Source organism: Cupriavidus metallidurans CH34, assembly GCF_000196015.1.
Taxonomy (GTDB): Bacteria; Pseudomonadota; Gammaproteobacteria; order Burkholderiales; family Burkholderiaceae; genus Cupriavidus; species Cupriavidus metallidurans.
Genome location: NC_007974.2, coordinates 486,071 through 500,277, shown reverse-complemented (window position 1 = coordinate 500,277; position 14,207 = coordinate 486,071). Strand labels below are relative to the sequence as shown.

Annotated in this window: 14 protein-coding genes; 10 read left to right on the top strand and 4 right to left on the bottom strand. The window is 63.6% G+C overall.

The window, feature by feature from the left end; all coding sequences use genetic code 11:
• Positions 1–721 precede the first annotated feature (721 nt).
• The 3 genes from RMET_RS20415 to RMET_RS20405 all read left to right on the top strand — a co-directional run bounded on the left by RMET_RS20415 (position 722) and on the right by RMET_RS20405 (position 4,073).
• A complete protein-coding gene (locus RMET_RS20415; protein WP_011518451.1) occupies positions 722–1,675 on the top strand; it encodes a LysR family transcriptional regulator in 954 nt (317 codons plus the stop codon).
• Positions 1,676–1,977: 302 nt separating this feature from the next.
• On the top strand, positions 1,978–2,643 hold the full coding sequence (locus RMET_RS20410) for a response regulator (protein ID WP_029309286.1): 666 nt from the start codon (positions 1,978–1,980) through the stop codon (positions 2,641–2,643).
• Positions 2,644–2,786: 143 nt separating this feature from the next.
• Complete coding sequence (locus tag RMET_RS20405) at positions 2,787–4,073, top strand: cobyrinate a,c-diamide synthase (RefSeq protein ID WP_029310304.1); 1,287 nt, start codon at positions 2,787–2,789, stop codon at positions 4,071–4,073.
• 25 nt (positions 4,074–4,098) lie between these two features.
• Here RMET_RS20405 and RMET_RS20400 read toward each other — a convergent pair whose 3' ends face one another.
• From RMET_RS20400 to RMET_RS20385, 4 genes are all read right to left on the bottom strand, one after another.
• Positions 4,099–4,560: a MarR family transcriptional regulator gene (locus RMET_RS20400; protein ID WP_011518448.1), complete on the bottom strand. Its 462-nt coding sequence runs from the start codon at positions 4,558–4,560 to the stop codon at positions 4,099–4,101.
• Between the two features lie 47 nt (positions 4,561–4,607).
• A complete protein-coding gene (locus tag RMET_RS20395; protein WP_029309284.1) occupies positions 4,608–6,134 on the bottom strand; it encodes an MFS transporter in 1,527 nt (508 codons plus the stop codon).
• Positions 6,135–6,367: 233 nt separating this feature from the next.
• Complete coding sequence (locus RMET_RS20390; RefSeq protein ID WP_231138528.1) at positions 6,368–7,768, bottom strand: sensor histidine kinase; 1,401 nt, start codon at positions 7,766–7,768, stop codon at positions 6,368–6,370.
• Positions 7,769–7,787: 19 nt separating this feature from the next.
• Positions 7,788–8,459 (bottom strand): response regulator, encoded by a 672-nt coding sequence (locus RMET_RS20385; protein WP_011518445.1) that lies wholly within the window; start codon positions 8,457–8,459, stop codon positions 7,788–7,790.
• A gap of 143 nt (positions 8,460–8,602) precedes the next feature.
• Between RMET_RS20385 and RMET_RS20380 the strand changes: the two genes are divergently transcribed.
• The 7 genes from RMET_RS20380 (at position 8,603) to RMET_RS20355 (ending at position 14,171) form a co-directional block, all read left to right on the top strand.
• Complete coding sequence (locus RMET_RS20380; RefSeq protein ID WP_011518444.1) at positions 8,603–9,538, top strand: tripartite tricarboxylate transporter substrate binding protein; 936 nt, start codon at positions 8,603–8,605, stop codon at positions 9,536–9,538.
• Between the two features lie 90 nt (positions 9,539–9,628).
• Entirely contained in the window at positions 9,629–10,174 is a 546-nt protein-coding gene (locus RMET_RS32565; RefSeq protein WP_124682078.1) for a transposase, read from the top strand.
• Between the two features lie 111 nt (positions 10,175–10,285).
• Positions 10,286–11,725 (top strand): IS481 family transposase, encoded by a 1,440-nt coding sequence (locus RMET_RS20370; RefSeq protein WP_008651549.1) that lies wholly within the window; start codon positions 10,286–10,288, stop codon positions 11,723–11,725.
• The gene (locus RMET_RS20365) at positions 11,722–12,555 is read left to right on the top strand and encodes an ExeA family protein (protein ID WP_008651548.1); all 834 of its coding nucleotides are present in this window, start codon (positions 11,722–11,724) and stop codon (positions 12,553–12,555) included. The genes RMET_RS20370 and RMET_RS20365 overlap by 4 nt, the downstream gene beginning before the upstream one ends.
• A 53-nt stretch (positions 12,556–12,608) precedes the next feature.
• On the top strand, positions 12,609–12,824 hold the full coding sequence (locus RMET_RS20360; RefSeq protein ID WP_011229369.1) for a hypothetical protein: 216 nt from the start codon (positions 12,609–12,611) through the stop codon (positions 12,822–12,824).
• 150 nt (positions 12,825–12,974) lie between these two features.
• Positions 12,975–13,100 (top strand): hypothetical protein, encoded by a 126-nt coding sequence (locus tag RMET_RS34385; RefSeq protein WP_268895914.1) that lies wholly within the window; start codon positions 12,975–12,977, stop codon positions 13,098–13,100.
• An 81-nt stretch (positions 13,101–13,181) separates the two neighbouring features.
• On the top strand, positions 13,182–14,171 hold the full coding sequence (locus RMET_RS20355; protein WP_011518443.1) for a Bug family tripartite tricarboxylate transporter substrate binding protein: 990 nt from the start codon (positions 13,182–13,184) through the stop codon (positions 14,169–14,171).
• Positions 14,172–14,207: the final 36 nt, after the last annotated feature.

The window sequence follows — 14,207 nt, the reverse complement described above, 5'->3', positions numbered from 1 at the left end:
CAACGCCTCTACAGGATTGTCGGGATACACCCACAACTATTCGGCACAATCCGTACACTCACATTTGCAATTCAAATTTTGTTATTCCAATTTGGAAAAATTCCTACCTCTGCCATTCTCAACTGCCAGTCCAGAATGTTGAATTCACACCCGGATTCGGCGTCGACTAATGCACTCCCATTGACGGAAACCCCCATTTGAGGCGGGTTTCAGGGTTGTATCGTTGTTCGTACATAGGATCTTTGTTGGTATGGCACAACCGTCTGGAAGTTGAGCATTACTAGTAGTTTCCAGAATGTTGTATTAAGATTTCTACGCATCAACTAAATTTCGAAACGCCTGCAGTGGCGCCGCCCGGCGCATGAGGACAGGCGTCAAAGCGGTACGGCGTCGGCAGATGACGCCGCCACAAGCCGCTGCATATTTCCTGGTCTGACGAATAGGAGCCATTGCCGTAGCACGCACCGGATACACAAACCCGTGCGGTCTGGAGGAAGTGGTGGCTGCAAGGCGCGATGCGGACATTCAGCGTCCGCGCGCGGCGTCTTCGGTTGCCAGGGCGCCTCGCCGTCGCCCCCGCCCGTTTTTGGTAGTGCCAGCAGTACCTGCCATCGCCCTCGCCGAATTTCCGCAAGGAGAGCCGGCCGGCAGTCAGAAGCAGTAATGATGTTGCATCACCAGAACAAATAACAAAGTAGAACTCGGATCGGGAGAAGTCAGTATGCGGCACGTCAGCACGAAGCTATTGCATGTTTTCGTTCTGCTTATGGAGTATCGCGACCTCAATGCGGTTGCGGCTTGCACTCAAGGGCGCGTACCCACAGTGGCATATAGCCTGGCGCGATTGCGCGAAATCACCGGCGATGCCTTGTTCGTGAAACGAAATGGCGCGCTGGAACCCACGCCTCATGCGTTGCGACTCGAGCAGACCGCGCGTCAGATTCTGGCCAAATGGAATCAACTCGTGCAGCCAAGCGGGGAACATGCCGCCCAGGCAACCCGAGGCCGACGCATTTCGATCGGGTTTTCTTCGTCAATTGGCGATCCGGTCATTACCGAAATCCTGACCGCCCTGGGCGAACGCTTCCCGCAGGACAGCTTCATCACGCGGCCGGTCATTGCCGATGCGGCGCTGGCGGATAGCCTGGATAGCGGCGATCTCGACTGCGCCTTTGTCGTCGATGGCGCCAACGTGCCCGACTCGGTCATCCCACATAGCATCATGGCCACGCCGCGACGCCTGATCAGCGTCACGCGCACGGGGTCGATGGACGAAGTGGAAAGCGACTGGATCCTGCTGCAGGAAGACTGCGACGCCGCAAGTCCCCTACGTGGATTCCTGGAACGCCAGGCCCTTGCTCCCGGCCATCGCGAAACCGTGGTGCCGTCGTGGCATACCCAGATCACGCTGTTACATGCGGCAGGTGGTATCTGTCCGGTGCTCGACTTCAACGTGCCGCTCGTCACACGCGATCGGAAGGCGCGCCTGCTGGCGCCACCCAGCAGTTTCCCGGCCTGGGCCGCGCTTCATTTCTGGATGCCCCAGGAGTCTGATGACCGCAATACGCTCCGCGACATCATGGACGTCGGCGCCTCGGTATTGCGAGACCCTCTCAAGGCCATCGACGGACGCCGTCAGGCACGACAACCCGCCAGGCCTCTTGCAGTAGCCTGACCCACACGTATTGATATCAACCGACGACCCCGTGGTGCATCGCGCCACGGGGTCGTTTGCGTTCGATGTCCCCGACGCAAGGCAATGCAATACGTTTTTTGCGAATCCTCTTACTCCCTTCCCGCGATCCGGGCATTAATCTCGCCGTGCATCGCGGTGCTCTCCGAGTCGTCTCCCGTTTGATTCGCGGTTCCGCGTGCGCGCAGTTGCTGCGTGTTCGCGCCGTACGCCACTCCCGCGTGCGGCGCTTTTTTGACGCCAGCGTGCAGCCGTATCCGACCCATATGTTCAGGAGTCATTGGATGACGTTGAGGATTTTGCTGGCCGACGACCACCCCGTCATTACGGCGGCAATCCGAGCCAGGGTACAGTCGTCGCAGACTGGCTGGGAAGTCTGCGGCGAAGCCACCAGTGCCACGGAGTTGCAGCAACAGGTCGATCTGCTCCAACCGGATGTGGTCGTGACCGACTACCACATGCCCGGACCCACCGAGCTCGATGGCGTGCGCCTGATCACGTCGCTGCGGCGACGGCACCCGTCGATATCCGTGGTGGTGCTCACCATGATCACGAATCCGCTCGTGCTACGCACGATACTGGATGTCCGCGTGCATGGGCTGTTGATCAAGGACAGTCCGCTGGCGGAAATCATGACCGCAATCGGGCGAGCCCAGCGCGGTTTTACCTACATCGGCAAGTCCGCGCTACGCGCGCTGGCACCCACCGAACTCCGGACGATGCTGCCATGCGGGCGCGATGGCGAGCAGCGTCCGTCCGCGCGCGAAATGGAGGTACTGCGGCTATACCTGACCGGCCGCACGGTAACCGAGATCGCGACCACGCTGTGCCGCAGCGTCAAGACCATCAGCCGGCAAAAGAACTGCGCCATGCAGAAGCTCGGCGTCACCAATGACCGCGAGCTGTTCGAGTGTGTGGCACTTCAGGGCATGGTCCTGCCACGGCGCTAAAGGTGGAGATGTCTGCCCGATATAATCCATCGCATCGCATGGCGCTGCCGCCGTGCATTGCCACCTCCGAGATGCCCCCGCTTCCTATTCAATCCTCTCCGTTGGGCACGACAACACGAACCGGCACGCGCCCGGTCCCCGCGTTGCTCGTTGCCGCCCCCGCATCGGGGCAGGGCAAGACCACGGTCACCGCCGCCTTGGCACGCCTTCATGCGCGGCAGGGCCGTACCGTGCGCGTATTCAAGATCGGGCCCGATTTCCTCGACCCGACGTTGCTTGCCGCCGCCAGCGGTGCTCCGGTGCAATCGATCGATCTCTGGATGACAGGGGAAGTCGATGCTCGCCAACGTCTTGCCCTGGCCGCGCAGACCGCGGATCTGATTCTTGTCGAAGGTGTCATGGGCCTGCACGATGGCACGCCGAGCAGTGCGGATGTCGCGCGATGCTTTAGACTGCCGGTCCTCGCCGTCATCCAGGCAGGCGCGATGGCGCAAACGTTCGGTGCCGTGGCCCACGGCCTGGCGACCTACGGCGAGCCATTTCACGCGATGCACGTGCTGGCGAATGGCGTCGGCAGCGCACGCCATGCCGAGATGCTGCGAGACAGCCTGCCGCATGACATCCACTGGGCCGGCGCGTTGGCCCGCGATGATGCGGCGGCGTTGCCGGAGCGGCATCTTGGCCTGTTCAGCGCCGACGAGCTTCCCGACCTTACCGCGCGACTGGATCGCATGGCGGATGCCTTGGCCGCACTGCCGCTATCGCACCTGCCAGAGCCGATCGTGTTTCCGGACACGCCTACGCAGCAATTGCCGCGCCTGCTGGAGGGCCGGCGCATCGCCATCGCGCGCGACGATGCCTTCCGGTTCATTTATCCGGCCAATGTGGAAACGTTGAACGCGCTCGGGGCGCATATCACATGGTTCTCGCCCTTGCGTGACGCGGCTTTGCCGCACTGTGACGCGCTATGGCTGCCCGGTGGCTACCCCGAACTGCACGCCGCCGCGCTCGCCGCGAATGTGCCGATGCACAACGCGATCCGCGCGGCGCACGCACACGGCCTGCCAATGCTGGCGGAGTGCGGCGGCATGATGGCGCTGTTCGACAACCTGGTGGACAAGGAAGGGCAAACCCATCGCATGGCCGGGCTGCTGCCCGGCACGGTGACGATGCAAAAACGACTGGCGGCAATCGGCCATCAGGCCATCGAGCTACCTACGAGGGAAGGCATGGTCGGCCAGCCGGTACGCGGACACACGTTTCACTACTCGACCACCGACACTCCGCTGACTCCGCTCCTGCACGCGCGGTCACCGCGCGATGATGGAACCGGGGAAGCTGTCTATCGGTCCGGGTCGCTTACCGCGTCCTACGTGCACCTGTACTTCCCTTCTAACCCAACGGCCATAGCGGCGTTGTTTGGCGGATAGAGAGCAGCCAGGCGACGCTGCCAGATCAGGCGGCGTCGCGTTCCGCCTGCGTGCGCGCGACTGCGTCGGCGATGCCCGCCTCGAGCTGAACCAGCCCCTTCGAGAGGTTGTGCATCGTCGTTTCCGTGACGTTGGCCAGCACGTCCTGCAGGAATGCCGAGCGGCGCGGCATTGCCTGGTCAACGATCTCGCGGCCAAGCGCGCTCAGCGTGACGTTGGTCATGCGGTTGTCGCGCTCGCTGGTCATCCGGTCGACCCAACCCATTTCCTGCAACGTCTTGAGCTGGCGTGTCAGCGCGCCGGGGTCCATGCCGACACGATCGGCCAGCGGCTTCTGAGCAATCGGGCCTTCGTGCCCATACAACGCGAACAGAATGCGCCAACGCGGCAACGGGTGTCCGATTCGCTGTTCAAATGCCGCAGCATAAGCCCGGTAGGTCCGGCCAAATTGCTGCAGGACAGCCAGGCTTTGTCGCTCCAGTTCCACTCCACTCCTCCTGTAGGCGAATGTGCTTCACATCCGCACGGCTGTCATCAGTCCGCAGCCATCACGGGTTCATTTACCCGCATCAATTTGATCGGCGGAACCCGGCGCGCGCGCCAGACACCGAACAATGCAGCGATTGCCGCCAGCAACAGGCCAAGATGGATGGCGCCGACGAGGGACACCCGCGCCTGTTCCAGCAGCAGGGCTCCATTGTGCCCTGCCTGCTGCAAATTGGTCAGCAATTCTGCCTGCGCGGCCTTGTCGATCAGGATCTGCGGGTCGGTCATCCTGGCAGTCCAATCCGTCGCATTGGCGGCAGCCAGCGCCGACGTCACGCCAGACGTGTAGCTGCGCGTGACCAGCGTGCCAACCAGTGCCGTCCCTACCATCCCGCCGACCATCCGCAGCGACTGAAGCATCGCCGTAGCGATGCCGAGATGGGCACGACCGGCGGTCTGCTGGGCGAATACCGTCAGGTTGGGCAGGACAAAGCCCAGTCCGAGCCCTGCCAGCAACATGATCGAAAGCAGCAGATTGTGATGCATACCGCGCGTCGCCTGCGAGAGACCCAGCAGCGCCAGCGCCAGCATCGTGAATCCCGCGTAAAGCATGGCATTGGGGCGCGGGATCCGGGTGATGATGCGGCCGTTCACAATAGATCCGATCGTGATGCATACGACCAGCGGCGTCACCAGCAGCCCGGCCTCCTTCGGCGAATAGCCAAACCCGCCCTGGAACAGCAACGGTGCGTACAGCAGCAAGCCGAACATCGTGAAGCCCGCCAGCACGGAAAGCACGAACAGCGACGCAAGGCTCGGATTGCGGAACATGTCGAACGGCAGAATCGGATTCGCTGATTTACGCGACCAATGCCACAGCGCTACGAACGCGGCGATGGAGAAGACCATCAGGCCGATCGTCACAACGCCAAGCCCCCGTTCAGGCAGCCACTCCACCGATAGTTGCAAACTACCCAGCCCTGCCGCGATTAGTGCGGCGCCAGCCCAGTCGATACGGATTGGCTCGGTATGCGACTGATGACGCAAATGCGGCAGGAAGCGCCAGGCAATCAGCAACCCCAGCAAGCCAACCGGCAGGTTGATGTAGAACACCGCTCGCCATCCGAACCACTCAGTCAGCACACCGCCCAACGACGGGCCGATCGCATTGGCCAAGCCGAACGCCGTGCTCATCATGACCTGCCAACGCAAGCGCACATGCGGGTCAGGAAACAGATCGGGAACGCAGGCGAACGCCGTGCCGACCAACATGCCACCACCGATCCCCTGCAATGCGCGGGCAGCTACCAGGAACGGCATGTTCGTAGCCATGCCGCAAAGCGCCGATGCCGCCACGAACACGACGATCGAGGCCAGCACAAACGGCTTGCGTCCGTAATAGTCCCCGAGTCGCCCGAAGATGGGCACGGTAATGACCGACGTCAGCAGGTAGGCCGTAGCCACCCATGCGTAAAACTCGAAGCCCTGCAACTCCGCCACCACGGTTGGCAGCGCGGTACTGACCACGGTCTGGTCAAGTGCAACCAGCATCACGACAAATGCGATGCCGGTCATCGCAAGCAAAGACTCGCGAAAGGGCAGGACCTGCCCTTTCCTCACCGACTGGTTGGCCGGTGATCCTGCTACTGCCCTGCCAGGTGATACATCCTGCTCAGGGCGAAATTCCGAAGTCATTTTGTTGCCCGATCAATCGTTGTTGCATCAATGAATCAGGGATTATAGGCCGTCGTCTGATGACTTGCAGGGGGGAGTTACAAATGGCCAATCGGATTGGATTGCAGCGCCTGTCAGGCCACAGCGGGCGGTGCGGCGGGGGCCGCCGGCAGCGTCACCCTGACGCGTAGCCCGCCCTTGTCGCCGGACTCCAGTTGCACGCTACCCTGATGCGCTTCGCAGATTTGCCGAACGATCGCCAGACCAAGTCCGCTCCCCGCCCCGAGCGTGCCGGCGATGCGAACGAAGCGTTCGAACACGCGTTCGCGATCCGCCGAAGGGATGCCGGGCCCGCTATCGTCCACCAGGATGCAGAGCGTGCTGTCGGACCGCTCCACCGTCACGGAGATGCTCCCACCAGCCGGCGTGTAGCTCACGGCATTGTGCAGGAGGTTGGCCAGCATCTCTCGTAGCATGGCCTCGTTGCCAACGACCCATGCACCAGCCGGACATTCGCCCACGCTGAGATCCTGCCTCCGCTCCCGCGCATGGAGATACCACTCCGCGCAGATATCGCGGCAAAGGTTGCCCAGTTCGATGCGCTGCATCGCGTCACCGTCCGGCGCAAGGACGTCGCCATCCCCTGTACGCGCCAACGTCAGCAACTGGTTGGTCAACCGCACTGTCCGGTCGATGGCGGCCTTGACCTCGGCGAGATCGCCGCCGTGATCCGAAGCGCGTATGCGCTGGTCCACATGGCCCCTGACCAGCGTCAGCGATGTCCGAAGCTGATGCGCGGCATCGTCGAGAAAGCGCTTCTGGTTTTCGACGATGACCCGCAGACGTTCGAGGTACTGATTCAGCGTTTGCAGCAGCGGCTGGATTTCCCTGGGCAGGTCATCGCCCTCGACCGGAGCGAGGTCCGATGCCCGGCGGGCCTGAATGCGATCCTGCAACCGCTTCAGCGGCCGCAGCGTGGCGGCCACCGTCAATGCCAGCAACGTCATCGAGACGCCGATCATCGCCGCCTGTTGCCAGAGCATGGTGAACAGCAACCGTCTGGCCATGTCATCCCGCATCTCCAGCGATTCCCCCACCTGCACCAGCGCAACGCCCTGCTGCCCGCCCTCGGTCACCGGCTGCCACAGCGCCGCCACGCGCAGGGGCGTTCCGGCATAGGCATCGTCATAGAAATGGACCAGCGCCGGATAGTCCTCGCTGCGCGGCACATTGGCCGGCATTGCCGGGAAGTCCTTCTCGCCGGAGACGAAATGGCCTGCCGGATCCAGCACGCGATAGAAAATCCGCCCGCGCGCATCGATCTGGAACGTATCCAGCGCGCCATAGGGGACGTTGACGGTCACCCGGCCGTTAGTCACGTGGATACGCTCGGCAATCGAGCGCGTAGAGGCCAGCAGCGTTCGGTCGTGCGCCTGATTGGCTTCCTTCAGCGCGGTGCGATATGAGGCGAAAGCCGAGACGATGCCGACGGTCAGCAACGCGAGCGCCAGGCGCCAGAGCAGGGTCCGGCGCAAGCTCGTCGCCGAAGGCTGCCTAGCCATCCTGACGCTGTTCCAGCAGATAGCCGACGCCTCGCACGGCGGTGATGACCAGACCGCTCGGCTTCAGCTTCTTCCTGACCCGCGACACATACAGTTCGATAGTTTCGGGATTGACCTCGTCGTCGATCGAGAACACGCACTGGAACAGCACGTCCCGGGTGGCGACGCGGCCGGCCCTCAGGAACAGCGCTTCCAGCACCGCCAGTTCGCGCCGGCTCAGCGTCAACGCCGTGCCCTCGCAGTAGAACGATCTCTCCACCGAATCGAATGACAGGCCGCCGTAGGTGGTCACCGGCTGGCCACCCTGGCGGCGGCGAAGCTGCGCCTTGATGCGTGCCTCGAGTTCGCCAAGGTCGAAGGGCTTGGCGATATAGTCGTCGGCCCCGAGGTCGAGGCCCAGGATGCGATCGGCGATCTCGCTGCGGGCCGTCAGGATCAACACCGGTGTCGTGACACCCTGCGTCCGGATCGAGCGAAGAACGTCCAGCCCGTCGACCTTCCCCAGCGAGAGGTCCAGAAGGATCAGATCGTACGAAGCGGTGGCGATCATCAGCAGCGCGGCCTCGCCGTCCACGGCGTGGTCAATGACGAAGCCGCTGTCCCCGAGGGACTTGATGACCAGCGCAGCCAGATCCGGGTGATCTTCAACGAGTAGCAGGCGCACTTTTGGCAGGGTTTACGTTAAACAATCTGGCAGGCGTTCGACAGCTTGGCGACAGCCGACCGACTTAGCATGGCAAGACAGAAATGATAGCCATCCGGCGCGGACTGCGGGGATGGCCAAGTCAAAAAATGGGAGACAGTCCAGTGCGAACGCTATACCTGTTCGCCCTGTTGCTGATAGGCGGTGTGCAGACCGCCCACGCAGCGCAGGCGGAAATGCCGCAACCGCGGTGCATCGCGCCGGCCAGGCCAGGCGGCGGCTACGACCTGACGTGCAGGATCGCGAAGCTTGGGCTGGACGAGGCCAGGGCACTGCCCGCACGCTTGCAGATCGACTATCGGCCCGGCGGGATCGGCGCGGTCATGTTCGATGCCGTGGTGGAGCAGTCTCCCGATGATGCCAACACCATCGTGGCGTTCTCGAGCGGCGCGCTACTGAACCTGGCCAGCGGCAAGTTCAGCAAGTACGGGCCCGACAGCGTCAAGTGGCTGGTCGCGATTGGCGTCGACCACGGCATGATCGCCGTCGACGCCCGTTCGCCGTACCTGACCCTGAAGGACCTTGTGACCGCAATGAAGGCCGACCCGCGCAAAGTGCTGTTCGGCATCGGCGGCTCCGCGGGCAGCCAGGACTGGATGAAGGCAACCCTGCTTGCCCGGCAAGCAGGGCTGGACCGTAACGCCATGCGCTATGTGGCGTTCGAAGGTGGCGGCGAGGCGATGACCGCGCTGATGACGGGACATGTGCAGGCCGTTCCCGGTGATATCGGCGAGGCCGTCGACTTGATCGAGACGCACAGGATTCGCGTGCTGGCCGTGCTGTCGGATCAACGCCTGCCGGGCCGCTTCGCGTCGATTCCCACCGCGAAGGAACAGGGGCTCGACGTGCAATGGCCCATCGTGCGCGGCTTCTACATGGGACCGAAGGTCGCCGAGCACGACCTGCGTCGCTGGGGCAACGCGCTGCAGCGGGCGGCCGGCACCCGTGCATACGTGCAGGCACTGGAAACGCACGGCATCGTGCCCACCCCGATGTTGTGCATAAGCAGCTTTCGTGATGCCGAAAGCGTGGGGATTTGAGCAAGAACGGTGATGGACGCTGGAGGGGTTCCCTCAGGGAGCGTGCATGCACGCGCCTGAGGGAAGATGTCGCCTTTATTGTGTCGAGCAATGAAGGAGACCTCAGCAGTGTGCCATGCCTTGCTACAAACGCCAGCGTTTTTTGCCCTGTTGCGCCGGATCGACGAAGACTTGATGAAGGTGGCGCGAGACAGGGGCTGCTGCCATTGCGGCTCTGTGCTGCACAGTGCCAACTATCCGCGTAAGCCGCGCGGATGCCCACCGGCAGCACACCCGGACTGCAATACGCGCCTGAGCCTGTGCTGTGCCGGATGCCGCAAACGCATGACGCCCGATTCGGTGCGCTTTCTCGGCCGGCGTGTCTGGCTGGCCATTGTCCTGGTACTGCGATCGAGCCGTGCCACTGGCGCCTGCCTGGACGGCCTGCCGGCGATCAGTTGGGCCACGCTCAAGCGCTGGCGTCAGTGGTGGACCGAGACCTTCCCCAAGACCCCCGTCGGTCGGTGGCTGCGTGGCCTCATCCCGCCAACGCCCGAGCCGTTCATCTATCCCGACTGCCTGCTGCAATCGGTCGAGCACGACAGCGAAGACGAGCGTCTGGCCGCGGTGTTGCTTCTGCTGCTGGGCCCGGCCTGACCACGCTGGCTGAGGGATGCGCCAGATAGGGGAATCTCCCGCAGAACATGTCGATGGCGGGTCACCCGCACTGCCCGTAGCCTGCTCCCGTTATCCCCCCAACGGAGAGTCATGTCACTATCGATTGATCATCGCAACCGATGGGCGCGCTTGCGCTTCTCGGTCATTGGCCCTTTGCTGGCTTCGCCGCCTGCCAAAGGAGAATTGCAGCAAGCGTTCCAGGCACTGGCCGCCAAGGTCTGGCGGCACCCCATCACCGGCGCCGACGTTCAGTTCGGCGCGTCTTCCATCGAACGCTGGTATTACCGGGCCCGTCACGTCCAGGATCCGGTCGATCAACTCAAGAACCGACTGCGCGACGATTGCGGCCACTTCGTCAGTCTGAGCCCAGCCATCATCGAAGCGCTGGTCGAGCAGTACCGTCAGCACCCCGGCTGGACCATGCAGTTGCATTACGACAACCTGCGCGTCGCGACCAAGGATGGCCCGGACACGCTGCCGTCCTACACCACGGTGTGCCGGTATCTGAAGGCGCAGGGTCTGGTGCGCAAGCCAACCCCGCGCTCGAGCACGGATGGGGCCATCGCTGCTGCGGCTCGCCGCGAGGCACGCGAGGTGCGTAGCTACGAGGTCGACCACGTGGCCGCGCTCTGGCACCTGGACTTCCACCATGGTTCGCGCAAGGTGCTCACCCCCGATGGGCAGTGGCACAAGCCGCTGCTGCTCTGCATTATGGACGACCATTCGCGGCTGGTCTGCCACCTGCAGTGGTTCCTCGACGAGACCACTGCCTCGCTGGTGCACGGCGTCTCGCAGGCGATCATGAAGCGAGGGCTGCCGCGGGCCATCATGACCGATAACGGCGCAGCCATGATGGCCGACGAGTTCGTCGAGGGGCTGGCCAGTCTGGGCATCCTGCACCAGACTACCTTGCCCTACAGCCCATACCAGAATGCCAAGCAGGAACGCTTCTGGGGACAGCTCGAGTCCCGGCTGATGGCCATGCTCGAAGGTGAGTCGCACCTCACCCTGGAGCAATTGAACCTCGCCACGCAGGCCTGGGTCGAGCAGGAATACCACCACAAGGAACACGCCGAACTCGAGGCGACGCCTCTGCAGCGCTACCTGTCCTGTGCCGACGTCTCGCGCCCCAGTCCCGAGGCGCTGGCCTTGCGCCGGGCCTTCCGTATCCGCCAGCATCGCCGCCAGCGCAGAACCGACGGCACCTTCACGTTGGACGGCGTGCGCTTCGAGATCCCCGGCGCTTACCGCCACCTCGAGCAAGTCTGCCTGAGCTACGCGCGCTGGGATCTCTCCCAAGTCGACCTGATCGATGCGCGCATCGGCGCGATCCTGGCCGCCGTGTTCCCGCTGGACAAGTCTGCCAATGCCGACGCACGGCGCGCGCATCTCACGGCCAAGGGTGCCTCGCCTGCTAACGAGGAACCCGCGCAGGCTGGCACTGCGCCGCTGCTGCGTCAGTTGCTCGCCGAACACGCCGCCACCGGCCTGCCGCCGGCCTATCTCCCACCCGCACCCACCAAGCTATGAATCAACCCAACCTGCTGGCCTTGTACGGTCTGAAGTTCAACCCCTTCGCCCAGGACATCCCCGTCGAGGCCGTGTTCGTGCCACCCAAGCTCGATCACTTCTGCTGGCGCATTGAGAACGGTATGGCCCGCGAAGGCGGCTTCGCCATGGTGCATGGCGACCCCGGTTGCGGCAAGAGCGTCACGCTGCGCCTGCTCCATCAGCGCCTCATGCGCGTCCCCGATCTGATGGTCGGCTCGATCGCTCACCCACAGAGCAATCTGGCGGACTTCTATCGCGAGCTCAGCGACATCTTTACCGTACCGCTCAAGCCCCACAATCGCTGGGGCGGCTTCAAGGCGCTGCGCGAGCGCTGGCTCACCCACATGGAGGCCAGCCGCCGCCGCTGCGTGCTGCTCATCGATGAAGCCCAGGAGATGGCGGTGCCAGCCCTCTCGGAACTGCGCCTGCTCGCACAGGCACGCTTCGACTCGCAATTGCTGCTGTGCGTGGTGCTTGCCGGCGACGCTCGCCTGCCGGAGAAGTTCAGCCGCGAGGACCTGATCCCGCTGGGCAGCCGCATCCGCTGCCGTCTGGCGCTGGAGAGTGCGAGCATCGACGAGCTGCAGGCCTGCCTGGACCACTTGCTGGCCGCCGCCGGCAACGCCACCCTGATGACCATGCCATTGCGCCAGACCCTGTGTGAGCACGCCGCCGGCAATTACCGCATCCTGATGAACCTGGCGGGCGAGCTTCTGGCCCAGGCCGCGCAGCGGGAGCTACCGCAGATCGACGAGAAGCTCTATCTGGAAACCTACAGCGCAACCCTGAACCGCCGCGCCAGGCGGTGAGTGGCGCCGTTGGCCATCGCCGCCACGTCCATCAACACAACGACGACATCACCATGACCTTCCACCAGCCATCCGGCATCGCCCAGGGGCTGCCCCTGCTCATTGATGCCAACTGGACGCCCGCGCAGGCCTGGGCTGTGATCGAATTGCTCGACGATCTGCGCGACCGTCTGCATGCTCACTATCAATTGGCCTTGGCCCAGTGGCTGGCCGAAGATCGGCAGGAGCATCCTGATGGCCTTGGCGATCTCGCAGATAACGACTTCTGATCCAGTAACAAGGGGCCCGCCGGGCCCCTTGTTACATCAGTGCCGCTGCTCCGCATCCGGTCCACCGCGATAGATCGCCACGTCCATCAGCGTTGCCCGACGGCACGCAACATTGGTGATGGACGGTGCCGCAGCCGACCATCAATTACCGTGCTCGCGCATCCATCGAATCTCGTGCTCACGCACACGATGTCCGGGTCGGAGCTGGACACCTACGTCCAGAACAAGGTTCGCGAATACAGGCGGCTCGCGCGCGAGTTCGACCTCATCAAGTAAGCAGGCCTGCCGGAGCCTCCGGCGGACTGTCCCAGGCCGTCCTGGCCTTCCATAGAACGATAAAACTCTGAGAGAGATGATATGTCCCAGTTTGATTCCTCGCGTCGACGGGTCCTTGGCGCAACGGGTGCGCTGGCTGCCGCCGCAATGCTCCCGAGCCTGTCGCGCGCGCAGACGTGGCCGTCCAAGACGATCCGCTTCGTCGTGCCGTTCGCGCCCGGCGGCAGTTCCGAGATCATCGCGCGCTCCGTAGCCGCCGAACTGACCTCGCAACTGGGCGTGTCGGTCTTCGTCGAAAACAAGCCGGGCGGCGCGGGCAATGTGGCGATGGGCGAAGTGGCCCGCGCGGACGATCAGCACACCATCATCCTGGGTCACATCGGTACGCTGGCGGTGAACCCCTTCATCTTTCCGAAGCTGCCATACGACGTGAACAAGGACTTCACGCCAGTGTCGCTGCTGGCCAAGGTGCCGAGCCTGTACGTAGTACATCCCGATGTGCCCGCGAAGAACCTCAAGGAGTTCGTGGCGCTGGCAAAGAGCAAGCCCGGCAAGCTCAACTACGGCTCTGCGGGCAACGGCAGTGCAGGCCACCTCGCATTCGAGTACCTGAAGGAAGCGGCTGGCATCTTCGTGCTGCACGTGCCGTACCGTGGCAGCGGCCCGCAGATCACGGACCTGCTGTCCGGCCGGCTGGAGGCGGCGGCCGTCGGCGCGCCGGCGATCCTGCCCTTCATCAAGTCCGGCAAGCTGCGCTGCATCGCCACGGGCTCCGCGCAGCGCATTCCGCAATTGCCGGATGTGCCGACTGTCGCCGAGCAGGGCTACCCGGGATTCGAGATGACCCAGTGGTATGGCATCCTTGCGCCGTCGTCGATGTCGAAGGCCGCCGTCGACAAGCTGGCCGCAGCCAGCGCAAAGAGCGTGCGCAGCCCGGCGGCGTCAAGCCGCATGACCGCCGATGCGGCGATCGTCGTCGGCGATACGCCCGCCGAGTTCGCCAGCTTCATCGCCCAGGAGCAGAAGCGCTGGAAACCGATCATCGCCCGGGCGTCGATCAAGCCGGACTGAGACCTCGCCGACATCTCGCCAGCATCTCGCTGACGT

What these genes read in the sequence shown, in the direction of transcription:
- RMET_RS20370 (WP_008651549.1), top strand. Translation starts at nt 10,286, where the DNA reads ATGTCACTATCGATTGATCATCGCAACCGATGGGCGCGCTTGCGCTTC.
- RMET_RS20415 (WP_011518451.1), top strand. Translation starts at nt 722, where the DNA reads ATGCGGCACGTCAGCACGAAGCTATTGCATGTTTTCGTTCTGCTTATG.
- RMET_RS20365 (WP_008651548.1), top strand. Translation starts at nt 11,722, where the DNA reads ATGAATCAACCCAACCTGCTGGCCTTGTACGGTCTGAAGTTCAACCCC.
- RMET_RS20360 (WP_011229369.1), top strand. Translation starts at nt 12,609, where the DNA reads ATGACCTTCCACCAGCCATCCGGCATCGCCCAGGGGCTGCCCCTGCTC.
- RMET_RS20355 (WP_011518443.1), top strand. Translation starts at nt 13,182, where the DNA reads ATGTCCCAGTTTGATTCCTCGCGTCGACGGGTCCTTGGCGCAACGGGT.
- RMET_RS32565 (WP_124682078.1), top strand. Translation starts at nt 9,629, where the DNA reads ATGAAGGAGACCTCAGCAGTGTGCCATGCCTTGCTACAAACGCCAGCG.
- RMET_RS20395 (WP_029309284.1), bottom strand. Translation starts at nt 6,134, where the DNA reads ATGACCGGCATCGCATTTGTCGTGATGCTGGTTGCACTTGACCAGACC.
- RMET_RS20410 (WP_029309286.1), top strand. Translation starts at nt 1,978, where the DNA reads ATGACGTTGAGGATTTTGCTGGCCGACGACCACCCCGTCATTACGGCG.